The organism is Streptomyces sp. NPDC087270 (assembly GCF_044744625.1).
Classification (GTDB): Bacteria; Actinomycetota; Actinomycetes; order Streptomycetales; family Streptomycetaceae; genus Actinacidiphila.
Window position 1 is genome coordinate 185,181 of record NZ_JBIUYR010000017.1, and the last position, 22,458, is coordinate 207,638.

The following is a 22,458-nucleotide window of genomic DNA, read 5'->3' on the forward strand; positions in this document are numbered from 1 at the left end:
TCCTCTTCCGTCTTCGTCTTCGGTTCTTCAGCGCGGGGATGGGTCGGGCGAGTGCGATGGCTGCGGTGACTGCGGTGGCGGCGATGGCTGCGGCGGCTCCGGCGGCTCCGGCGGCTCCGGCGTGACGACGCACAGGCCGGAGGGGGGAACGGCGATCCGGGTGAGCCCGGGGCCGAGCGTGCGCGGGCCCGAACCGGCGGGCCTGCCGCAGGCGTCGAAGGTGTCGAGCCGGACCCGGACGCCCGGGCCCTCGACGTCCAGGGCCACATGGGCGGCGGCGGTGGAGTTGACCAGGGCCACCTCGCTGCGGCCGGCCAGGCGGACCGGGGCGACGCGGTGCTCGGCGTAGAAGGCGATGACGACGCGCCGGCCCAGGCTCGCGGTGACCGTCTGGTGGAGCAGGTCGGGGCGTCCGGTCCGGATCTCACCCCGGGTCAGGACGTCGCGGTGGGTCCGCCAGAACCCGAGCCAGAACACGGTCATCGCATGGTGCTCCGCGGACAGTCCGGCCAGCTCGACGGAGATCTGCGGGGTGGCGAACAGCGCGGAGTGCAGTTGCCTGGCCGCCGCCCGCGCCGTGGCGCCGGGGTCCCACATGAGCATGTCGGAGTGGACGGCGGCGGTCCCGGCGAGCAGCCCGACGTCCAGGGTGCGGACGCGGTTGGCGGTGGCGTCGGCCGGGCAGTCGGCGGCCCGCAGCAGGTTGCCGAAGCCGTGCATGCCGGGCCCGGTGTACGGCTGCCGGAGTTCGACGAGCAGCTCGTCGCCGCGCAGCTCGCGCAGCCGGTCCCGCAGTTCGGTGAGCAACTGCCGCATGGCCAGGCCGACATCGGTGCCGGGTTCGGCGCTGGTGTCGGGTTCGGGTTCGGTGGCGGGCTCGGGCTCGTGCTCGTGCTCGGCGTCGGTGGCGACGTCGGGTTCCGTGCCGGGATGGGTGCCGGCATCGGTGGCGACGCCGGTGCCGGCGTCCGTGGAGGCACCACCGCCGGCACCGGCGCCGTCATCGCGGCCGGCCCTCTCACCGTCCCGGCCCGCGTAGGCCGTCGCGAAGTCCAGGAAGTCGATCTTGAGTCCGTCGAGCCCGTAGCGGCGGACCAGCTCGACGCAGGAGTCGACGGCGAACCGCCGCGCCTCCGGCCGGCGCGGGTCCAGCACCCGGCAGCCGAGCCGCTCGATCGCGTGCGGCGCGACCTCGGCCATCTCCCGGTGGGCCGCGGTGCGTTCGCCGACGAGCAGCGGGGCGATCCACGCCACGTAGCGCAGCCCCATGCCCTGCACGGTCTTCACGTGCGCGGCGAAGTCCGGGAACTTCGCCGGGTCCGGGTGCCAGTCACCGCTGCCGGAGTAGCCGGCGCCCTCCGCGTGGAGCTGCCAGCCGTCGTCCAGCAGCAGCACCCCGCAGCCGGCCGCCGCGGCCCGCTCGGCCTCGGCCTCGACCCCCGCGGCGGTCACCTGGCGGTGCATCGCGTACCAGGTGGAGTACGCGGGGGTGCGGGCCGCGTCGGGGGTGGGCAGCGCGCCGACGTCGGGCAGGGCGCGGGTCAGGGCCCGTACGGACTCCGCCCAGGGGCGGCCCGGCGCCTGGAGGCGTATCCGGCAGGACTCGCCCGCCCGCAGGTCCATCGCGAGCCAGACACCGAAGCGGCCCGCCTCCTCGCCGACACCGAACCGGAGCCGGGTGGTGGCCGCGAGCCGGTCGGAGCCGAAGGCCAGCAGCGTGCGGCCGGCCGCGTCGTACAGGCAGCCCAGCGGCGCGGAGTCGACGAGGCCGACGGTGCGCCACGGGTTGGCCCAGTCCGCCACCAGGTGGCGGTCCCAGCCGGCCCCGGGGTGCCAGTAGCCCGAGGCGTCCCCGAGCGGAACGTCCAGGCGCAGCACGGTCGTTGCGGCGGTCTCGGCGCGGAGGTGCAGCACCGTCGCGCTCTCGGCGCCCTGCGCCCCGGCGTCCTGCGTCCCGGCCTCCTGCGCCCCGGCGTCCTCGATGCCCAGCCGCGCGCCGTCCGTCAGCAGGCTGACCACGGCGCCCCGTACGCGCAGCGCGTCGCCGTCGACCCACAGTCGCGCCGGATCGGCGAACTCGGCCATCACCACTCCCCTCCACGGTCGGGTCGCACCCGACCATCTGAGACAACGTTGGCTGAGATCCCGGACAGCGGGGATCGCAGGGGACACTCCAGGGATCGCAACGGGCACACGTCACGGCACGAGCCGTGCGCTCACCAGTAGTTGAGGTCTTCGTTCCTGGTCAGATGAGTCATGACACCTGTCGAATCGTCAACCACCGTACGGAGGGGGGAGGTTCGGGGCTGGTGTCCCGACCCGGTCGTCCCTCGCGTTCGGTCGTGCTGAACCATAGCCATCCGAGACAACGTTGCCTAGGGTTTTCACCCGAGTTACCGAGAAATCTCTTCGCCCGCACCGGAGGACACCCGTGTCACCAGCCACTTCTCTGCCCGCCCCGGAGATCTTCGTGCGCGGCCACGCCGTCGTCGGCGAGGGTCCGGTGATCGACCCGCGCACCAACGAGCTGCTCTGGGTGGACATTCCGGCCGGGGTGCTGTCGCGGACCCCGCTCGCCGCCGGGGGTTCCGCGACCGGGTCGGCGGACGGGTCGGCGCCGGGCTCCGCGTCCGTGGTGGCCCGGGTCGGCATGAGCCTGGGAGCGGTCGCGGTACGCGACCGCGGCGGGTATGTCGCCGCGGTGGGCGCGGGGTTGGGGGTGATCGGCGCGGCAGGCGACGGCGGCCCCGCCCTGACCGTCGTCCACCCGCTGCTGCCCGAGCCGGACCGGCGGATGAACGACGCCAAGTGCGACCCGGCCGGCCGCTTCTGGGCCGGCAGCACCACGCTCGGATTCCCCGCCGGCGGCGGCGCGTTGCACTGCTGGGACCCCGACGGCGGGGTGCGCACCGCGCTGCGCGGCCTCGACCTGCCCAACGGCCTGGGCTGGAGCCCGGACGGCAGCCGGTTCTACCTGGCCGACAGCGTGCGCCGCGTGGTGCTCACCGCGCCGTACGACCCGGCCGCCGGCCGGCTCGGGCCGCTCCGCGAACTGCTGCGCCACGACCGCCGCGACGGCATGCCGGACGGCCTGTGCGTCGACGAGGACGGCTGCCTGTGGATCGCGGTCTGGGGCGCGGGCGAGGTACGCCGCCACGACCCGCGCGGCCGCCTCCTGGCGGTCCTGCGGCTGCCCGTCTCGCAGCCGTCGTCCTGCGCGTTCGGGCCGGACGGCACGCTCTACGTCACCTCGGCGTCCGACGGGCTGCGACCTGGGGCGGAACCGCTCGCCGGGTCGGTGTTCGCGCTGCCGGGCACGGCCTTCCGCGGGGTCGCGGTGGGCACGTTCGCGGGGTGAGCGACCCGGCCGGAGGGCAGATCCTGGGGTGAAGGGCCGTACTCCGCCGCGAGTTCGGCCGGGGTGCGGTCGTCGACGATCCGGCCGCCGGACAGCACCAGCACGCGGTCGGCGATCCGGATCGTCGACATCCGGTGGGCGATGACGAGCGCTGTCCGCCCGTGGAACACCGCACGCATGGCGGTGCGCACCGCGCGTTCGCTCGGGATGTCGATGACCGAAGTGGCCTCGTCCAGCACGATGACGGACGGGTCCACCAGCAGGACCCGTGCCAGGGAGATCAGTTGCCGCTCGCCGGACGACAAACGGCCGCCGCGCCCGCCGACTTGGGTCCGATATCCGTCGTGCAGCGCCGCGATGAACGGATGGGCACCGATCGCTTCGGCGGCGCGCCGGATCTCGTCGAAGGTGGCGTCGGGGCGCGCGAAGGCGATGTTCTCCGCGATGGTGCCGGAGAAGAGAAAACCCTCCTGGGGGACCATGACCACGCCGTTGCGCAGGTCGCTCGCCGCGAGGGAGCGCAGATCGATCCCGTCGAGGAGCACCCGGCCACCGGTCGGATCGTGCACCCGCGCCAGCAACCCGGCCAGCGTGGACTTCCCGCCGCCGGAGGGGCCGATCAGGGCGACCGTCTGGCCGGCGGGGATGTCGAGAGCGAAGCGGCGCAGCACGTCAGGCCCGTCGCGGTAGGCGAAGGTGACATCGTCGTACCTCACCCGCCGCCCGCCGGGTTGGCGGGCGGGCGCGGGCAGCAGCGCGGGGCGGGCGGGCTCGGCGACCGTCGGCTCGGTCGACAGCAGCACCGCGATCTTGCCCAGCGAAGCCGTGGCCGACTGGTAGGCGTCCAGGACGCCGCCCAGCCGGAGCGGCTTGTCGTAGAGATCCCGCAGATACAGCACGACACCGGCGTAGCTGCCCAGTTCCATCGCGCCGGACGCGACGCGATATCCGCCCCACAGCACCAGACCGGCGACGGCGGTATTGGCGACCAGGCGCGAGGAGGTCACATAGCGCGCCATCTCCCGTTCGGCCTGCCGGTTCTCGTTCCGGTGCCGCTGGTTGAGGCGCCCGAACCTGCGCTCGTTGGCGCGTTCGAGACGGAACGCCCGCACCGTGCGGATGCCGGCGAAGGACTCGCTCATGTCGGCGGACGCCGCGGCGGCCGCGCCGGAACGGCGCCGGTACACCTGGAGCGAGCGCCGCCGGAAGGACCGCATGGTCCAGTGGATCGGGGCCATCGCGGCCACCGCGGCGCAGCCGAGCCGCCAGTCGAGCACCAGCAGGATCGAGGAGATGTAGACCAGGGACACCGCCGCGGTGACGATCTGGTCGATCCCGCTGTCGAAGAGCGAGCGGACGGCCTCGACGTCGCTCGACGCGCGGGAGGCCAGCGTGCCGGACGCGTGCGTGTCGTGGAACTCCACACTCTGCGCCTGGAGATGGGCGAACAGCCGCAGCCGGAGTTCGGCGACCGCGTGCTGCCCCACCTGGACGGAGAGCCGGATGAACGTGCGCTGGAGCAGACCCGCCGCCAGGACGCAGCCCGCGTAGCCGGCGGCCACGGCGGCCAGGGGCCGTGCGTCTCCGGCCCGCAGCGCCGGGATCGCCCGGTCGATCGTGACGGCGACGGCCACCGGCCCGGCCTGCGCGGCTGCCTGCTGGAGCAGGACGACCAGTGCGGCGAGCCGCAGCCGCCGGGCGCCGGGTCCCAGCACCGAGCGCAGCAGCCGCCGGGCCGCGCCCCTCGGCGGGGCCGCCTCCAGCGGGTCCGCCCGCTCACGGTCGGCGTGGGCGGCAGCCGCGAACGGCCGCGGCGCCCCGGTTTCATCGACTTCCCCGGTTTCCCGGGTTTCCCCGGCTTCCCCGGTCGGAGCGTCGGGCCGAGCCGCCGGCACCACGGGCGTCGAGGAGCGGGTCGAGCGGCGCATCAGGCTCCCTCCTGCCCGTGAGCGGCGACGTCGATCGGGGTCATCAGTGCCGCGTACGCCGGGCTGGCGGCCAGCAGTTCTTCGTGCGTGCCGGCAGCGGTGACCCGCCCGCCTTCCAGCAGGGCGACCCGGTCGGCCATCAGCACGGTGGAGAGCCGGTGCGCGACCACCACCGCGGTCGTCGAGGCCAGCACCTCGCGCAGGGCGTCCTGGACCCGCGCCTCGGTGTGCAGGTCCAGCGCGGAGAGCGGGTCGTCGAGCACCGCGAGCCGGGGCCGGCGGACCATGATCCGCGCGAGGGCGATCCGTTGCCGCTGTCCACCCGACAGTGACATGCCGCCCTCCCCGACGCGCGTGCGGGGACCGTCTGCGAGGCGGTGCACGAACTCGTCGACGCCCGCGGCCCGTAGCGCCTCGTCGATCTCGTCGGCGCCGGCTTCCGCGCCCATGAGGACGTTGTCCATGACGGTCCCGGTGAACAGCACCGGCTCGTCGAAGGCGACGGCCACCGCGGACCGCAGCTCGGCGCGGGGGACGCGGGTGATGTCGACGCCGTCCAGGGTGATCCGGCCTGCCACCGGGTCGTACATGCGTGCGGCCAGGGCGGCGAGCGTCGACTTGCCGCTTCCGGTCGCCCCGACCACGGCCAGCGTCTCACCGGGTGCGACGCGCAACGTGACCTCGCGCAGCGCGGGCGGATCACCGGCGGGGGCGTCGGAGTAGCGGAAGTCCACCCGGGCGAAGGCGAGTTCGGCGGGGCGCCGCGCCCCTGGTGACCGGGGCCTCGCGTCGGGGCCGGGGGTCCTGGAGGTCCAGGTGGGCCGGTCGCCGCGGGCCCCGCCTTCTTCCGCCACCCGGCCCGGTTCACCGTCCCCCGGGTCCGGCTCGCCGTCCCCCACGTCCGGTTCACCGTCCCCCGGGTCCGGCTCATCCGTCATCGGCCGGCCGAGCACCTCGAAGTACCGGTCGGCCGCTGCCGCCGCGTCATGGCACCCGGCCAGCAGTCCGCCCGCCCCCTCGACGGCCGGCCGCAGCGCGGCCACCGTTCCCAGGAAGGCCAGCAGCGATCCGATCGACAGCTGCCCGTCCGCGGCCTGGACCGCACCCGTCGCCAGCGCGGCCACGGTCGCCAGTCCCGGCAGCACGGTGGTGACCGCCGACATCCCGCCCAGCAGCCGCGCCTTGTCCAGCTCGGCTTCCCGCACCCGCCGGACCTGGTCGCGGAATCGGGCGATCCGGTCCTCGCCGCGGCGGAAGCCCTTGATCACGCGGATGCCCGCCACCGACTCCAGTACCGCGGTGGTCAGATCGCCCGACAGGTCCAGGGCCCGGCGGGTGACGTCCGCGTACCTGGACTCGAACCGGTAGGACTCGATGACCAGCAGGGGAACGGGTGCCAGCACGACGAGCGCGAGCAGCCACTGCTGGGAGACCAGGATCGCGGCCCCGACGGCGAGCGTGGCGGCGTGCACGGGCAGGAACGTCAGCGGCCCGGCGATGAACATGTGGATGACCTGGGGGTCCGAGGTTCCCCGCGACAGCAACTGCCCGCTGGTCCAGCCGTCGTGGGCGGCGAGCGGCAGCCGCTGGGCGTGCCGGTGGAGGTCGGCCCGCATCCGTGCCTCGATGTCGGCGAGCGGGCCGGCCGCCAGCCGGCGCCGGACGCCGAAGAGCGAAGCCTCGGCAGCGCCAAGGAGCAGCAGGGCCAGCCCCCCGAGCGCCACTCCGCGCGGATCGTGCCGCGCCACGGGCCCGTCGACGATCCATTTGACGACCTGCGGCATCGCGAGTGCCAGCAGGGAAGCCAGCGCGGCCAGGGCGGATACGGTGCACAGTCTCCAGCGGCGCGGCCACAGGTACGGCCGCAGCTTCCTCAAGGACCGCGCGGTCGAACTCCCGGCCGCGGGAACGGAGATGACAGGTGTGTGCTCGTGCACAGGGGTCTCCTGACAGGAGAGCCCACCGGCTCGCCACCAGGCGGATCAACCGGTGAGCGGGGTGACTTGGACGGCGTGTTCCTCGCCCGCGTGCATGCGGGACCCGGAGACGGTGGCCATCGACAACACCCCCTTCACTCCTGTGCGGCGATCACCCGACGGCGGTCAGCGCCGATCACTCGGCGGCGCCGAGCACGATACCGCAGCCCTCGGACCGACCGGGATCGTTCTCGCGAACCGCTCGGTGGACCGGGTGGACCGGGTGAGCCGGCTGGACCGGACCGAGGGGTTGGCACCGCTCCTGTCCGGTGGCTACGGTGTGCGGCGATGACTACCGGGACGGCCTCGCGCCACACACGGATTGATGCCCCGGCGCTCCTCTGAGCGCCGTCCGGGCCGCCGCCGGCCCGCCGCGGGAAAGAGAATGCGGCGCCGCCGCGCGGGCTCCGCCTCCTGTCGTGCTGACCACCGCTCGACACGTCCACCACGACAGGAGAAGTCATGCCCACCCAACCAGTGCAGACCAGGACCGTGCGGGTTCCCACCGCGGACGGCCGGGCCGACGCGTTCGCCGCCTTCCCCGACGGCGGCGACCGGCACCCCGGGGTGCTGATGTACGCCGACGGCTTCGGCATCCGGCCCGTGCTCCGGGAGATGGCCCGCGAACTGGCCGGGCACGGGTACTACGTACTCGTCCCCAACTACTTCTACCGGCACGGTCCGGCACCGGTGATCGAACTGCCCGAGTACATCGGGGAAGAGGCCCGGCCCGCGGTCTTCGCGCAGGTGATGCCCCTGATCCAGGCGCACACCACCGAGCGTGTCCTGAGCGACGCCGACGCCTACCTCGGGTTCCTCGCCGCCCAGCCCGAGGTCGCCGCCGGACCGGTCGCCGTGACCGGCTACTGCATCGGCGGTCTGCTGGCGATGCGCACCGCAGCGGCCCACCCCGGCCAGGTGGCCGCGGTCGCCGTGTTCCACGGCCCCGTGAGCGCCGACGGGCTCGCCGGGCTCACCGCCCAGGTCCACCTCGGCCACGCCGAGGGCGACTTGACGCCCGAGGCCCTCGGCGAGCTGAACCAGGCCCTGGACGCCGCGGGTGTCGCCTACACCTCGGAGATCTACCCCGGCACCGTCCACGGCTTCACCATGTCCGACACCGACTCCTTCAACCCGGCAGCGCTGCAACGGCATTGGGACCGGCTGCTACCCCTCCTCGACCGCGCCCTGGCCGGCGGCCGGGGCCCCGGCCGGGAAGCCACCGGCTGACGGTGGCCGGATGGGGGTGCGTGCGTCCCCGGTCGGTCCGTCGGGCCCGGCCGGGGGGTCACTCCCCCGCCGGGGTGCCGGGCGCGCGGCGGCGCGCCCCGCCGTGCTCCACCAGGGTGGTGGGGATGACCACGGTCCTGGGTCGCGACGTGTCGCCCGCGATCCGCTGGAAGAGCAGTTCCGCGCCGATCCGGCCCATCGCGCGGGCGTCGTAGGACACCACGGTCAGCGGGTGGGCCATCAGTCCCGCGGTCTCGAAGTCGTCGAAGCCGACCACGGCGGCCTCCCGCCCGAGCCGGTTCAGCGCGCCCAGCACGCCCAGCGTCAGGCGGTTGTTGAGCGCGAACAGGGCGGTCGGCGGCTGCGGCCCGGTGAGCATCTCCTCGACCGCGGCCTCGGTGTCCGGCACGGTGTGCAGGCCGAACCGGATCAGGTCGGGCCGGTACGGCGCCCCGGCCCGCTCCAGCGCGGCCTCGGCGGCCGACAGCCGCGCGGACATCGGATGGATGCTCAGCCAGTCCGACACGACGCCGATCCGCTCGTGCCCCTGGGCGGTCAGGTACTCGATCGCGGAGCGCGCGCCCGCCGCGTTGTCGATGAGCACCGTGTCCGCGCGCACGTTGGTGGGCGGCCGGTCCAGGAACACCGCGGGCGTGCCCATCTCGATCTCGGAGCGCAGGTAGACGTGGTCGGCGGTGCTGCCGGCGGGTACCACCAGCAGCCCGTCGACGCGCCGCTCGCACATCTGCAGCAGGAGCCTGCGCTCCCGGTCGGCGTCCTCCTCCGAACTCGCGGTGATCAGCAGGGTGTCGTTCTCCAGGGCGCACTGCGCCGCGGCGGCGGCGATGCCCGCGTAGAACGGGTTGGCCAGGTCCTCGATGAGCAGGCCGACGGTGGCGGAGGTGCTGCGGGTGCGCAGGTCACGGGCCATGCCGTTGCGCCGGAAGCCGAGCCGCGCCACCGCCGCCCGGACCCGTGCGGCCATCTCCGGATCGACGGTGGACACGCCGTTGACCACGCGGGAGACGGTCTTGAGACTGACGTCGGCCTCACGGGCGACATCGGTCATCGTCGGTCGCCGCGGGGCGGCCGCACTCGGGCTCGGGCTCGGTGTACTCACGTGATGTTCCCCTCGGCGACGTGGCGCCGAGAGATGGGCCAACGTTGTCTCGCCGCCCGATCATACATCCGTCCACATCGCGGGTGTCACCCTACGCCATCGCCCGCCTCCGTCCCGACCGGTCCGAAGCCGAGCGTGAAGCGGGCCGGGAGCGCGGCCAGTTCGTGCCGCGGCTGGAGCGCGGGACCGCACGAAGCGCTGCCGAGTCCGTGGTGTTCGAGGTCCAGGTTGAGGTGTGTCCGGCCGTCGGGCCGCAGCTCCGAGGTGTGCGCGGCGGCCGCCAACTCCGCGGTGGACCAGGGTTTCGCGGTCAGGTCGAACCAGGGGCTGCCGGTGATCTCCAGCCCCGGCACGGCCGGTTGGCCGCCCGCGCCCGCGGTGAGCCGGGCCCACCGCACATGGCGCCGGTTGCCGTTCTCCTGCGGGTACACGTACGGCGTCTGCAACCCGGCGACGGTGCTCGCGTACCGCCCCACGCGGACGGCCTCCTCGCTGTCCCGGTAGGACTCGCCGGGTCCGAGCCCGAACCAGTCCACCCGGTCGAGCGCGCCCGGCAGGCCCAACGCGACGCCGAGCCGGGGCAGCGGGACCGGCCAGGGCGCGGTCGGCGCGGTGTCGACGGTGAGCACGAGCCGGTTCCCGGGGGCGGTGCTCCAGTGGTAGTCGGCGAGCAGCGCCATGTCCAGACCGGCCGGGATGATCGTGGTGCGCACCGTCAGGGTCGCGTCGCCGGCCTCGATGCCCAGGACCTTGTGCCGCAGCCGGTGCAGCCCGGCGCGCTGCCATGCCGCGAGCAGCGGCGAGCGGCGGTCGTTGTCGATCGGGGCCCGCCACAGGTCGACGCGGGGCCCGTCGAGTTCCAGGTCGCCGAGGCGGATCAGGGTACCGGTGACGGCGTCGAACTCGCCGGCGCCCAGGGTGACGGTGGCGCCCCGGCGCCGGACCACCGGCGTCGTCGTCGCGGTGTCCGCCGTGCCCGCGGTGCCCGCCGTGTCCGCGTGCGCCGCGGGGAGGTGCGGCGCCGCGGGCCGCGGCGACCAGGTGCGCGGAGCGCGTGCGCCGGGCTCCCCGGTGCGCGGGGCCGCACCGGCGGCCGGGGGGTCGCCGGCGACCGGAGAGCCGGCCGGGGCGAACTGCGCCCAGGCGACGGTGTGCCCGGCCGCGGCCCACCGCTCGTCCGCGTCGAGTTGCGCGCTCACGGTCAGCCAGCGCTCGCCCGGTCCCGCCGTGTCGAGCGCCTTCACCAGGTCCTCCGGCCAGTCCGCCCGGCCGCTCTCGCCGGGGCCGGTCACGGCCACCTCCCACTCCCCCTCCCCGGCCTGCTCGCCGTCCACTTCGAGCAGCCAGGTCCACCGCAGGTAGCCGGTGTCGCGGGTGTGGTGCAGGTTGCGTACGTCGATGCCGCCGCCGTCCGCGCGGGCGGTGATCCGGACCGGCTCGATCACCTTGGCGTACTCCAGCAGGCCGGGCGAGGGCGTGCGGTCGGGGAAGAGCAGGCCGTCGGCGACGAAGTTGCCGTCGTGCACCGGCTCGCCGAAGTCCCCGCCGTAGGCGTGGTACAGGGTGCCCTCGGGGCTGCGCTGGGCGACGCCGTGGTCGATCCACTCCCACACGAAGCCGCCGGCCAGCCGCGGGTGCAGCTCGAACAGCTCCTGGTACTGGCGCAGTCCGCCGGGGCCGTTGCCCATCGCGTGGGCGTACTCGCACAGCAGGAACGGCATCGCGCGCCGCCGGGCGTCGTTGGCCGGGTCGCCGGTGCGCGGCTCCTGCCCCGCCCCGATCGCCGCCACCACCGGGTAGTCGGCGTACATCGCCGAGTACAGGTCGGTGAAGGCGCAGTCGTCCCAGTCGCCCTCGTAGTGGATGAGCCGGTCCGGGTCGCGGCCCCTGATCCACTCGGACATCGCCACGAGGTTCGCGCCGACGCCCGACTCGTTGCCGAGCGACCAGATCACCACGCTGGGGTGGTTCTTGTCCCGCTCGACCATCCGCTCGGCGCGGTCGAGCAGCGCGGGACGCCAGGCCGGGTCGTCGCTGGGGTTGCGCCGCCAGCCGTTCTCGGAGAAGCCGTGGGTCTCCAGGTCGCACTCGTCGACCACCCACAGGCCGTACTCGTCGCAGAGGTCGAGGAAGGCCGACTCCGGCGGATAGTGGCTGGTCCGTACGGCGTTGATGTTGTGCCGCTTCATCAGCAGCACGTCGGCGACCATCGTCTCGCGGGTCAGGGTCCGGCCGCTGACCGGGTCCCACTCGTGCCGGTTGACCCCGCTGAGCAGCAGCGGGGTGCCGTTGGCGGTCAGCACGCCGTCCTCGACCGCGATCCGGCGGAACCCGATGCGCAGCGGCACCCGTTCGGTCGCCGTCGCCAACTCGCCTTCGTAAAGGCGCGGTTGCTCGGCGCTCCAGGGCTCGACGGACGGCAGGGTGTACGGCCCGGCGGGGTCGGCGCCGGTGATGCCGAGTTCGGGCACGCTCAGGCGGGCGCCGCCCTCGACGTCGATCCGCAGGGTGCCGGCGCCGGTGCGGTGGTCGTAGTCGGCGTGCACGAAGAAGTCGGCGATGCCGCCGGCCGGCCGGGCCAGCAGCCGTACCGAGCGGAAGATCCCCGACAGCCACCACATGTCCTGGTCCTCCAGGTAGGTGGCGGCGGACCACTGGTGGACCCGGAGGGCCAGGACGTTGCGGCCGGGGCGCAGCACCTCGGTGACGTCGAACTCGGTCGGCAGCCGGCTGCCCTTGCCGTCGCCGAGCGGCTGCCCGTTGAGCCAGACCGCGAAGCAGGAGTCCACGCCCTCGAAGCGCAGGACCACCGCTCCTGCGCCGCCGAAGCCCTCCGCGACCTCGAACTCCCTGCGGTACTCGCCGGTCGGGTTCTCGTCGGGCACCCGCGGCGGGTCGACCGGGATCGGGAAGGTGACGTTGGTGTAGGCGGGGGTGCCGAAGCGGCCGGGGCCGGGGACGCCGTCCATCTGCCAGCACGAGGGCACCGATATGCCGGTCCAGCCGCCGGCGCCGGACCGGTCGGACACGGCGTCGGACGCGGACGCGGCGTCGGGCTCGGGCTCGGGCTCGAAGGACGGGTCCTCGAACCCGGGCGTGAGGTCGTGGAGTCCGGCGGCGAGCCGGAAACTCCACCGGCCGTCCAGGTCGATCGCGGGCGCGTCGGAGTCGAACGAGGCGCGGGGCCGCAGCCGGCCGTTGCCGGGCGAGACGTCCTCGACGTAGGCGCAGCCGTCCGGGTGGTGGGTCCGGCTCTGGGCGTGGTCCATCGGTACGACGGTCCTTTCCGGGGGATGAGCGGTTCGGGTCGCGTCAGGTCGGATCTGGTCGGATCGCGTCACGTCGGACGGATCTGCGGTTCACGTCGGACGGAACGGGTCGGGTCGGGTCGGGTCCCGTCAGGTCCGACGGGGGGTCAGCCCGCGGCCGGCGGCGCCGTGGACGCGCGGACCTTGAGAGTGCTGGGCATGACGTTCTCGCGCTGCGCCGGGGGCCGTCCGTCGAGCAGGTCGAGCAGGATCTGCGCGGCGCGCCGGCCCACGTCCACGCTGTGCAGGCTGACGCTGGTCAGCGAGGGGTCGACGAGGTCCGCGGCCTCCGTGTCGTCGAACCCGGCCACCGACACGTCGCCGGGCAGGGCGTGCCCGCCCTCGCGCAGCCGGCGCAGCGCGCCCAGCGCCATGCCGTCGTTGAAGGCGAAGATCGCGGTGGGCGGGTCGGCCCGGGCCAGCAGCCGTTCCGCCGCGGCGTAGCCGGAGCCGGCGGTGAAGTCGCCCTGCTCCATGAGGTCTTCGGGGACGGGGCGGTGTGCGTCGGCGAACGCGCGGTGCAGCCCGCGCAGCCGCGCGGCCATCGCGAGGCCGTTCTCCCGCGGGCCGTCGACCACCGCGATCCGGCGGTGGCCGAGGGCCAGCAGGTGCTGGGTCACCGCGTAGGCGCCGCCTTCGTCGTCGGGGTGGACGCAGGTGAGGTCCTCGTCGGTGTAGCCGATCACCACCGTCGGATACCCGGCGGAGCGCAGGGCGTTGAGCGACTCGCCGCCGGCCCCGGCCTCCACCAGCAGCCCGTCGACCTGGCGGCGCTGCACGAAGCGCCGGTAGGCCGACGCCGGGTCGTCGGGCACCTCGCGGGTGGACAGCAGCAACCCGTAGCCGCGCGTGGTGAGTTCCTGGTCCGCGCCCTGGACCAGGCGGATGAGGTGGTCGTTGGAGAAGGCGAAGCCGGGGTTGTGCGGGAGGACCACGCCGACGACCTCGGTACGTCCGCTCGCGAGGGCGCGCGCCCCGGCGCTGGGCCGGTAGTCGAGCACGCGCATCGCGGAGTGCACCCGGTCGCGGATCGTCTCGGTGACCGTGGGGTCGCCGTTGATCACCCGGGACACCGTCTGGTGGGAGACGCCCGCCTCCGCCGCGACGGTCCGCAGGGTCGGCCGGTCGGACACGCGGGACCTCGTTTCTCAGTGACCGTTCACTTGACAATGTGACGCATCCTAAGCGCGCACGCGTCCGAGCGGAAGAGGTCCGAGCCATTGACGCGGGATGCGGGGGGACCTAGCTTGGCGTCCCGTCAAGTGAACGGTCACTCGATCGACTCCCGGCCGGCCCCACAGTGCCGCCCCCACGACGAAGGACCCCTTTTCATGAGCGAGCAGGAACCCGCACAGACTCCACCCGCGCCTCGCACCGGTGCCGTCAGCCGCCGTCAACTGCTGACCTACGGACGGAACGCCGCGATCGTCGCGGGCACGGCCCTGGCGATCCCGGCCGCCGCCGGCGGCTCGGCCTCCGCCGCCACGGCCACCACCGCCAAGGGCAGCCTGGCCAAGGCACGGCCGGCCGCGTCCCTGGACACCACCCTCACCAACGTCGTCACCTCCTGGACCGGGAACACCTTCTCCGGTGCCACCGAGTGGGTGCAGGACTTCGTCTTCAACATCGCCGTCACCGCCGACGGCGCCGTCTACACCGTCAGCTTCTGGGACGAGGGCGGGGACTACGCCGGCATCTACAAGGACGGCCACCTCATCGGCAACTGCCACGGCGCGAACGGCGACGCGGTGGCGGTCAACAGCTCCTACGCGTACCTCAGCGTGGGCAACGGCCTGACCCGGTTCGGCCTGGACGGCACCGTCACCTCGCAGACGTACGCCGTCGGCAGCCCGCCGGCCGCGGCGGCGGCCTCCGACACGCAGGTGGTGGCCACCGACCGCACCAACAACAAGGTCCTGGTCTTCGACGCCGCCACCGGCGCGGTGCAGCACTCCTGGAGCGTCAACCAGCCCGGCTCGGTGACGATCGCCGCCAACGGGGACATCTGGGTGGTCGCGAACATCACCCGCGACACCAACGACGGCCACTTCTGGCACGTCGACCCCACCAAGCCGGCGCAGATCCTGCACTTCTCCAACGCCGGTGCCGCGCTGGGCGGGACGATCAGCGGACCGTCCGCCGACTGGATACCGACCTCGCTGGCAGTGGACGTCAACGGGGACCTGCTGGTCGGCGACAACGGCCCGCTGCGCCAGGTGCACACGTACACCAACCTGTCCGGGACGCCGTCACTGGCCCGCAGCCTCGGCCAGGCCGGCGGCATCGGCGCGGGCACGCCCGGCCGGGTCACGCCGGACAAGCTCTTCGGGATCGTCGGCGTCGGCGGCGACTCGGCCGGCAACGTCTACGTGGCGATGTTCGAATTCGGCGTCTGGCTGCGGAAGTTCTCGCCGGCCGGTGCGCTGGTCTGGCAGTTGCAGGGCAGCGCGTTCGTGGACGCCGCCGACTTCGACCCGGCCTCCGACGGCGTGGAGATCTACACCAAGCAGTGCCACTACAGCGTCGACTACGGCAAGGCGCCCGGCAGCGACTCGACCTGGCGCAGCTACACCCTGGACTCCGTCAAGTACCCCCAGGACCCGCGGCTGTTCCTGACCGGCCACACCCACTCCGCCACCTCGCCGTTCCTCAAGCGCCTGAACGGCTCCTTGTACATGTACGTCACCGGCATGTACTGCGGGCACCTGCTCATCTACCGCATGGACGGGGAGATCGCCAAGCCCTCCAGCGCCATCTTCAAGGCGCGCTGGAACGGCGACGACCCGACCTGGCCGCCGAACCAGCCGGCGACCGGCCAGTGGATCTGGCGCGACCTGAGCGGCAACGGGGCTTTCGAGGCAGGGGAGTTCCTCCAGCCGGGCGACGGCACCAGCTCCCCCAGCAACTGCTGGGTGTGGTACGTCGACGACCGCGGCGACATCTGGGAGGGCGGCGACCGCAACCTGCGCCGCTACCCCTTGCAGGGCTTCGACGCCCAGAAGAACCCGATCTACACCTACGAGAGCATGGAGACGATCGCGCTCCCGGCTCCGTTCAGCGTCGTCCGCCGGCTGCACTACGACGTGGCCACCGACGTGATGTACATGGTCGGTTACACCCCTGACCAGCCGTTCGACAACGCGCACTGGAAGGAGTGCGGCAAGGTCCTGGTGCGCTACGACAAGTGGAGCACCGGCAACACCACGCCGACCTGGACCCTGCTGCTGCCCTGGGACACCGACGCGACCATCGTGGTGACGATGGTGAGCCTGGCCTTCGCGGGCGACTACATCTTCGCGGCCGGCATCGAGACCCGCGGCCAGGTGTGGGTGTGGAAGGCGTCCGACGCCAGCCCGGTGGGGACCTGGCAGGCCGGCTCCATCATCGGCACGCCCGACCGGTCGGGGTGGGTGGACGTGCCGTACGGCATCTCCGCGACCAAGCGCTCCGACGGCGACTACCTGGTCCAGGTCGAGGACGACCTCTACAACAAGGTGCTGCTCTACCGCTGGACGCCGTAGCCTGCGGGCCGCGCGCCCGTGTCCCGGAAGCCCGCCCGCGCCGGCGCCGCTTCCGGGACGCGGGGCTCGCCGAGGTGGGGGACGTGCCCGACGCCTTACGGTCTCGGCGCGCGGAAGTCGTACGGCGCGGCGCACCGCAGACAAGCAACCGAGCCCAGGAGGCGGGGAGTTCCGTGACGGACGACGTGGAGCGGGTGCGGGTGGTCGCACCGGACGGGATCGAACTGGACACCGCCGTGCACCGCCCCGCGTCCGACGGGTCCGATGCGCCCGACGGGTCCGGCCGGTCCGGTGCCCGGGGCACGGTGCTGCTGGTGCACGGCATCTCCGCGGACCTGGACGAGGGCGGGGCGTTCGTCCGGCTGGCGGAGCGGCTGGCCGGCGAGGGCCTGACCGCCGTACGGTTCAGCTTCCGCGGGCACGGCGCCAGCGGCGGCAGCCCCCAAGGGGTCACGATCGCCGGGGAGATGCTCGACCTGGAGGCGGTCGCGGCTTACGCGGCACGGGAGTTCGGGGGTCCGACCGCCGTGGTGGCGGCGAGCTTCGGTGCCGTCGCCACCGGGTTGTCGATGCCGTGGCTGGGCCCGCGACTGGCCCGGCTGGCGCTGTGGAACCCGGTCCTCGACCTGCGGCGGACCTTCCTCGCACCCGAACTGCCGTGGGGCCTGGCGAACTTCGGCCCCGGGCCGATGAAGAGCCTCGCCGAGACCGGGGAGTTGCCGCTGGGTGGCCGCTTCTCGCTGGGCCGGGTGCTGTTCGCGGAGATGGCGTGCCACCGCCCGATCGAGTCGTACGCCGCCGGCGGCCTGCCCGCGCTGGTGGTCCACGGCGACCGGGACAGCTACGTCTCCTACGACATCGCCCGGCAGGTCGCCGGGACGCTCCCCGGCTGGCAGTTCCACGCCCTGCCGGGCGCGGACCACGGCTTCCACACCCCCGCGCACGAGGCGGCGGCCATCGAGGTGACCGCGCGGTGGCTGACCGCGGGGTGCGCGAAGCACGCGGACCGGGCAACCGACGACACGTCCCCGCGCGGCTAGAGCGCCGCCGGTGCCGCCGGTGCGGCGAGCGGCGGGGTGTCCGGTTGCCGCGCGGGGCGCAGCAGCAGCGCCGTCACCAGGCAGCAGGCCAGCGCGGCGACGGCGCAGACCTCGAAGCCGAGGGCGTAGGCGTGCCCGAGTGCCTTGAAGGCGAGGCCGGACGCCGGCGGGTCGGCGTGCAGCACGGCGACCGGGCCGCCCGAGGAGAGGATGCCGTGGGCCTTGGCCTGGTCGGCGGCGCCGAGCGTGGAGGCGGCCAGCGAGCCGCTGAAGTGGTGGACGGCGTTCGCGGTGGCCACCGCGCCGATCACCGCGGGGCCGAGGGTGAAGCCGAAGTCGCGCAGCATGCTGGTGGTGGCACTGGCCATGCCGGCCAGGCCGTGCGGCACGGTCTCGACGGCGGTCGCGGTCACCGCGGAGACCGCGAAGCTGAAGCCGACGCCGACCAGGCCCATCGGCACGATCAGGGAGGGCAGCGCGCTGTCGGTGATCGGCATCCGTCCGGCGAGGAAGTCGCCGACCGCCATGAGCAGGAAGCCCAAGCCCAGCACCCAGCGCGGCTCCAGTACGGCCATCAGCCGGTGGGTGAGCGGCAGCAGGAAGATGGTCAGCCCGCTCAGCAGCAGGAAGGCCACCGCGGTGCGCATCGAGCTCTGGCCCTGGATCGGGCCCATCCGCAGGCTGATGGAGTAGGCGGTGCCGAGGAAGGCGAACATGCCGACCACGGTGACGGCGGAGGCGAGCGCGAAGGTGCGGGAGCGGAACAGGTCGAGGCGCAGCAGCGGGTCGCGCACCCGCAGTTCGACGACGACGAACGCCGCGAGGCACACGGCGGACAGCGCGAACGCGCCGACCACCGTGCCGCTGCCCCAGCCGTCCGAGGCGCCCTGGATGACGCCGAACAGCAGCGCGCACAGGCCGAGTCCGACCGTGGTCTGGCCGAGCGGGTCGAGTGAACGGCCCGCGGGCGAGCGGGAGTCCTGCGCGGCGAGGTAGGTGATCACCGCGTCGCCGAGCGCGAGCACCACGACGATGAGGAACGCCCAGCGCCATTGCAGGTAGGTGGCGGTGATGCCGCCGAGCAGCGGGGCCAGGAAGTTGCCGGTGGACAGGATCGCGGCCCACAGCGCGATCATCTTCGCCCGCTGGGCGGGGGTGCGTTCGCCGGCCACGAGCATGGCGAGCGTGGTGGGGAACAGGGCCGCGCAGCCGATGCCCGCGATGATCTGGCCGGTCCACATCACGCCGATGCCGTGGGCGGCGGCCGATATCGCCTCGCCCAGTGCGAGCATCGCGGCGCCGCCCAGCAGCAGCCGCTTGCGGCCGAACAGGTCGCCCAGCACCCCGCAGGTCAGTTCGAGCACCGTGATCGGCAGCAGGGAGCAGTCGGAGATCCAGGTCAGTTGGGAGCTGCTCGGCTCGAAGACCTCCTGGAAGGTGCCGTTGAGGGTGGCCGGCATGGCCAGGCCGATCTGGGCGAGGCACACGGCGAAGAGCGCCGCGACGATCGTTCCCGTTCTCAGTGCGCTGCCCGTGCCGGCACCGCCGCCCTCGCTGCCGGCGTCGCCGTCAGCGTCACCGGAGGCGTGTTGCCCTGTCGCTGTTGTCATCGCGTCCTTCACTCACTCCTGTGGGGGCGGACCGCGCGTTCGCCGCGTCAACGGACCGTAAACTCGCGCTGATTTTGGCGCAAGAGTTGCGACTGAGATTGTTGACGATTTTGTGGGGCGCCCCTAGAGTCGCGCCGAACCCGCCCTGCGCGGCAGCGATGTCCCAACCCCTGGCAACGATCCTCCGGCCGCGGCGACGATCCAAGAGTGGAGAAGGCAACTGTGCACGACCTGTGTGCGCCGGCCCCGAGGGGTGCGCACCGCACGCAAACTCTCCGGCGGCACGGCCCTCCCCCGCGCCGCCGCTGAACGCCTCCGCGTCCGCGCCGCCCCGACTCCCGTGCGACGTAGGCGACGTGTCCGCCAGGACCCCGTCACACCCCCCGAACAAAGGACCCCGACCGTGGCACCCGCACACGAGATCGCCCACCTCGCCCACGTCGAACTGCTCACCCCCCGGCCCGAGGAGAGCCTCGACTTCTTCACCCGGGTGATGGGGCTGACCGAGAACGGCACCGAGGGCGACTCGGTCTACCTGCGCACCTGGGACGACTACGAGCACCACTCGCTGAAGCTCACCGCCCACCACACCTCCGGCATCCGCCGCACCGGGCTGCGGGCCGCGGGACCGGAAGCCCTCGACCGCCGGGTGAAGGCGATCGAGGCGGCCGGCCTCGGCATCGGCTGGCGCGACGGCGACCCCGGACTCGGACCGACGTACGTCTTCCGCGACCCGGACGGCCACGAACTGGAGGTGTACTGGGAGAGCGAGTGGTACCAGGCTCCCCCGGAGTCAGCGCCCGCGCTGAAGAACCAGGCCCAGGCGTACCCGGCCCGCGGGGTGTCGGTGCGGCGGCTGGACCACGTCAACTTCCTCGCCGCCGAGGTCGAAGGGGCCACGGAGTTCGTGCAGGACGTGCTCGGCGCCCACGCCACCGAGCAGATCCGCCTCGACAGCGGGATCATCGCCGGACGCTGGCTGACCTTCACCAACAAGTCCTACGACGTCGTCTACACCCGCGACCGGACCGGCAGCCGCGGCCGGCTGCACCACATCGCCTTCGCCACCGACACCCGCGAGGACATCCTGCGCGCGGCGGACATCTTCCTGGACAACGGCGTCTTCATCGAGACCGGCCCGCACAAGCACGCCATCCAGCAGACGTTCTTCCTCTACGTCTACGAACCCGGCGGCAACCGGGTGGAGTTGTGCAACCCGGTCGCCCGCCTGGTGCTCGCCCCGGACTGGAAGACCATCACCTGGACCGAGGCGGAGCGGGCCAAGGGCCAGGCGTGGGGGCTGAAGACCATCGAGTCCTTCCACACCCACGGCACCCCGCCGGTGGAGTCGTAGCAACCGCGGGCGCCCGACCTCCGGCGGCACCCGGACCCGCTACGATACGGGAAACAATATTGTCACCAATGTGAGGAACGGGGGACCGGTCATGGCTGTGACCGCGAGGACGGCCGCAGCGGCGGACCCGGCCGGGTCGAAGGTCGCCGACGCGATCCGCGAGGCCGTCACCGCCGGGGACTTCGCCCCCAACCAGCGCCTCGTGGAGGCCGAGCTGTCCGAGCAGTTCGGCGCCAGCCGGGCGAGCGTGCGCAACGCGCTCGCCCAACTGGCCACCGAGGGGCTGGTCGAGCGCATCCAGAACCGCGGTGCCCGGGTCCGCGCCGTGTCGCTCGACGAGGCCGTCGAGATCACCGAGGTGCGGATGGCCCTGGAGGGCCTGTGCGCGGCCAAGGCCGCGGAGCGCGTCACCGACGACGACCGCGAGGCGCTGCGCGACCTCGGCGCGCGGATGAAGGCGGCGGTGGCCTCCGGCGACGTGCTCGGCTACTCCGACCTCAACCGCCGGCTGCACGCCCGCGTGCTGGCCATGAGCGGCCAGCACACCGCCTGCGCGGTGCTGGAGCGCCTGCACGGGCAGAACGTCCGCCGCCAGTTCCGGCTGGCCATGCACCCGGGCCGCCCGCAGGTCTCGCTGCCCCAGCACCTCGCCGTCATCGACGCGGTGTGCGCGGCCGACCCGGACGCCGCCGAGGCGGCGATGCGGGCCCATCTGCGCTCCGTCATCGAAGCGCTGCCCGCGCTGGAGAAGCCCCGCTGACCCCGCACGCGTATCGGCACCCGCACCCGGAGGGGCGCGAGAGCGGACGGGCGGACAGGCGTAACGCACCCCGCCGGCCCCGCCGGACGCACGCAGCCGGACGCACGAAGATCGCCACCGGCCCGAACCGCGGCACACCCTCCCTGCGTCCGAGCAAGTGATCGACCACCAGGGAGTGTGCAGCTTTGCGGATCTACATCAGCGCCGACATGGAAGGCGTCACCGGGCTCGTCGACGCCGACGACGTGCAGCCCGGCGGCCGGGACTACGAACGCGGCCGGGTGATGATGACCGAGGACGTCAACGCGGCCGTCCGCGGCGCCCTGTCGGCCGGCGCCACCGCGGTCACCGTCAACGACGCGCACGGGCCGATGCGCAACCTGCTCCCCGAACTGCTGCACCCGGCCGCGCGCCTGGTCCGCGGCCGGCCCAAGGCCATGGGCATGCTCGAAGGGCTCGACGCGGGCCACGACGCGGCGCTCTGCGTCGGCTACCACTCCCGCGCCGGCGCGCTGGGCGTGATGAGCCACAGCTTCATGGGCCACGAGATCGAGGACATGTGGCTCGACGACCGGCCGGTCGGCGAGATCGGGCTGGCGCACGCCACCGCGGCGGCACTCGGCGTCCCGGTGGTGATGCTCTCCGGCGACGACACGGCCTGCGCCGAGACGGCCGCGTGGGACCCCGCGGTCACCTGTGTCGCCGTCAAGCGGGCGGCCGGACGGTTCGCCGCCGAGCTGTCCCCGGTCGCCGAGGCCCGCCTGGCCATCGAGACCGCGGTCGCCACCACCCTCACCGCCCGGCGCGCCGCCACCACCGAACCCGCCCCCGAACCCGCCGAACCCGCCGCCGGCCACGCCCCGTCCACCCTCACCGTCCGCTGGCAGTCCGCGTCGGTCGCCGCCACGCTGCTCGGCATCCCGGGCGTCACCTCCACCGACGACCGGACGGTCCGGGTCTCCGGACCGCTCCCCCAGCTCTACCGGCTCTTCGGGGTGTGGACGCGCGTGGCGACCGCCCTCACCAACCAGGCGCCCTACTGCTGACCCCGCCGGCGGACCCCCGGTGCCCCGACCGGAACGGTCCGCCCGGTGCGCGGTGCCCGATGCTCCCGAGGACCGTCGATGCGGCGGTCCCGGTGAGCCAGACGGCCGGTCCGCTCCCAGCCGCCACGCCGGGGAGAGGTCACCCTCGTACGGGGCGCCCGGGCACCCCGCGCCGTTAAACCGTTCCGAACCTCACAGGACGGAACC

The 22,458-nt window shown here is 73.6% G+C and carries 15 protein-coding genes; 8 read left to right on the forward strand and 7 right to left on the reverse strand.

Annotated features, from left to right (window positions below; translation table 11 throughout):
- Nucleotides 1-27: 27 nt before the first annotated feature.
- On the reverse strand, nt 28-2,085 hold the full coding sequence (locus ACIPAE_RS29795) for an alpha-galactosidase (RefSeq protein WP_402449328.1): 2,058 nt from the start codon (nt 2,083-2,085) through the stop codon (nt 28-30).
- A gap of 346 nt (nt 2,086-2,431) precedes the next feature.
- Between ACIPAE_RS29795 and ACIPAE_RS29800 the strand changes: the two genes are divergently transcribed.
- Nucleotides 2,432-3,358: an SMP-30/gluconolactonase/LRE family protein gene (locus ACIPAE_RS29800; RefSeq protein WP_402449330.1), complete on the forward strand. Its 927-nt coding sequence runs from the start codon at nt 2,432-2,434 to the stop codon at nt 3,356-3,358.
- Here the strand turns inward: ACIPAE_RS29800 and ACIPAE_RS29805 are convergent.
- Nucleotides 3,241-5,286: an ABC transporter ATP-binding protein gene (locus ACIPAE_RS29805; RefSeq protein WP_402449332.1), complete on the reverse strand. Its 2,046-nt coding sequence runs from the start codon at nt 5,284-5,286 to the stop codon at nt 3,241-3,243. The genes ACIPAE_RS29800 and ACIPAE_RS29805 overlap by 118 nt on opposite strands.
- Nucleotides 5,286-7,223 carry an ABC transporter ATP-binding protein gene (locus ACIPAE_RS29810; protein WP_402449334.1) on the reverse strand — a complete coding sequence of 646 codons (1,938 nt, stop codon included), beginning with the start codon at nt 7,221-7,223 and terminating at the stop codon, nt 5,286-5,288. Before ACIPAE_RS29810 ends, ACIPAE_RS29805 begins: the two co-directional genes overlap by 1 nt.
- 112 nt (nt 7,224-7,335) lie before the next feature.
- Here ACIPAE_RS29810 and ACIPAE_RS29815 point away from each other — a divergent pair, with 112 nt between their 5' ends.
- Both ACIPAE_RS29815 and ACIPAE_RS29820 read left to right on the forward strand, forming a co-directional pair.
- The gene (locus ACIPAE_RS29815; protein WP_402449336.1) at nt 7,336-7,554 is read left to right on the forward strand and encodes a hypothetical protein; all 219 of its coding nucleotides are present in this window, start codon (nt 7,336-7,338) and stop codon (nt 7,552-7,554) included.
- A 170-nt stretch (nt 7,555-7,724) separates the two neighbouring features.
- The gene (locus ACIPAE_RS29820) at nt 7,725-8,492 is read left to right on the forward strand and encodes a dienelactone hydrolase family protein (RefSeq protein WP_402449339.1); all 768 of its coding nucleotides are present in this window, start codon (nt 7,725-7,727) and stop codon (nt 8,490-8,492) included.
- A gap of 58 nt (nt 8,493-8,550) precedes the next feature.
- On the opposite strand, the gene ACIPAE_RS29825 is transcribed toward ACIPAE_RS29820, so the two are convergent.
- From ACIPAE_RS29825 to ACIPAE_RS29835, 3 genes are all read right to left on the reverse strand, one after another.
- Nucleotides 8,551-9,561 (reverse strand): LacI family DNA-binding transcriptional regulator, encoded by a 1,011-nt coding sequence (locus ACIPAE_RS29825; RefSeq protein WP_329372359.1) that lies wholly within the window; start codon nt 9,559-9,561, stop codon nt 8,551-8,553.
- Between the two features lie 137 nt (nt 9,562-9,698).
- Nucleotides 9,699-12,881 carry a glycoside hydrolase family 2 TIM barrel-domain containing protein gene (locus ACIPAE_RS29830; RefSeq protein WP_402449343.1) on the reverse strand — a complete coding sequence of 1,061 codons (3,183 nt, stop codon included), beginning with the start codon at nt 12,879-12,881 and terminating at the stop codon, nt 9,699-9,701.
- 146 nt (nt 12,882-13,027) lie between these two features.
- Nucleotides 13,028-14,053 (reverse strand): LacI family DNA-binding transcriptional regulator, encoded by a 1,026-nt coding sequence (locus ACIPAE_RS29835; protein WP_329372356.1) that lies wholly within the window; start codon nt 14,051-14,053, stop codon nt 13,028-13,030.
- Between the two features lie 198 nt (nt 14,054-14,251).
- On the opposite strand from ACIPAE_RS29835, the gene ACIPAE_RS29840 reads away from it, so the two are divergent.
- Together ACIPAE_RS29840 and ACIPAE_RS29845 are read left to right on the forward strand one after the other, a co-directional pair.
- Nucleotides 14,252-16,441, forward strand: coding sequence for a hypothetical protein (locus ACIPAE_RS29840; RefSeq protein WP_402449345.1), 2,190 nt, complete (start codon nt 14,252-14,254; stop codon nt 16,439-16,441).
- Between the two features lie 173 nt (nt 16,442-16,614).
- Nucleotides 16,615-17,481: an alpha/beta hydrolase gene (locus tag ACIPAE_RS29845; protein WP_402449348.1), complete on the forward strand. Its 867-nt coding sequence runs from the start codon at nt 16,615-16,617 to the stop codon at nt 17,479-17,481.
- Here ACIPAE_RS29845 and ACIPAE_RS29850 read toward each other — a convergent pair.
- Nucleotides 17,478-19,091 (reverse strand): MFS transporter, encoded by a 1,614-nt coding sequence (locus ACIPAE_RS29850; RefSeq protein WP_329372351.1) that lies wholly within the window; start codon nt 19,089-19,091, stop codon nt 17,478-17,480. The genes ACIPAE_RS29845 and ACIPAE_RS29850 overlap by 4 nt on opposite strands.
- A gap of 403 nt (nt 19,092-19,494) precedes the next feature.
- Here ACIPAE_RS29850 and ACIPAE_RS29855 point away from each other — a divergent pair, with 403 nt between their 5' ends.
- The 3 genes from ACIPAE_RS29855 to ACIPAE_RS29865 all read left to right on the forward strand — a co-directional run bounded on the left by ACIPAE_RS29855 (nt 19,495) and on the right by ACIPAE_RS29865 (nt 22,251).
- A complete protein-coding gene (locus ACIPAE_RS29855; protein WP_402449352.1) occupies nt 19,495-20,445 on the forward strand; it encodes a catechol 2,3-dioxygenase in 951 nt (316 codons plus the stop codon).
- A gap of 91 nt (nt 20,446-20,536) precedes the next feature.
- Nucleotides 20,537-21,205 carry a GntR family transcriptional regulator gene (locus tag ACIPAE_RS29860; protein WP_402449354.1) on the forward strand — a complete coding sequence of 223 codons (669 nt, stop codon included), beginning with the start codon at nt 20,537-20,539 and terminating at the stop codon, nt 21,203-21,205.
- A 185-nt stretch (nt 21,206-21,390) separates the two neighbouring features.
- On the forward strand, nt 21,391-22,251 hold the full coding sequence (locus ACIPAE_RS29865) for a M55 family metallopeptidase (RefSeq protein ID WP_402449356.1): 861 nt from the start codon (nt 21,391-21,393) through the stop codon (nt 22,249-22,251).
- Nucleotides 22,252-22,458 lie beyond the last annotated feature (207 nt).

Coding starts and splice junctions, on each gene's coding strand:
- ACIPAE_RS29795 (WP_402449328.1), bottom strand. CDS start 2,085: ATGGCCGAGTTCGCCGATCCGGCGCGACTGTGGGTCGACGGCGACGCG.
- ACIPAE_RS29805 (WP_402449332.1), bottom strand. CDS start 5,286: ATGCGCCGCTCGACCCGCTCCTCGACGCCCGTGGTGCCGGCGGCTCGG.
- ACIPAE_RS29820 (WP_402449339.1), top strand. CDS start 7,725: ATGCCCACCCAACCAGTGCAGACCAGGACCGTGCGGGTTCCCACCGCG.
- ACIPAE_RS29825 (WP_329372359.1), bottom strand. CDS start 9,561: ATGACCGATGTCGCCCGTGAGGCCGACGTCAGTCTCAAGACCGTCTCC.
- ACIPAE_RS29830 (WP_402449343.1), bottom strand. CDS start 12,881: ATGGACCACGCCCAGAGCCGGACCCACCACCCGGACGGCTGCGCCTAC.
- ACIPAE_RS29840 (WP_402449345.1), top strand. CDS start 14,252: ATGAGCGAGCAGGAACCCGCACAGACTCCACCCGCGCCTCGCACCGGT.
- ACIPAE_RS29850 (WP_329372351.1), bottom strand. CDS start 19,091: ATGACAACAGCGACAGGGCAACACGCCTCCGGTGACGCTGACGGCGAC.
- ACIPAE_RS29860 (WP_402449354.1), top strand. CDS start 20,537: ATGGCTGTGACCGCGAGGACGGCCGCAGCGGCGGACCCGGCCGGGTCG.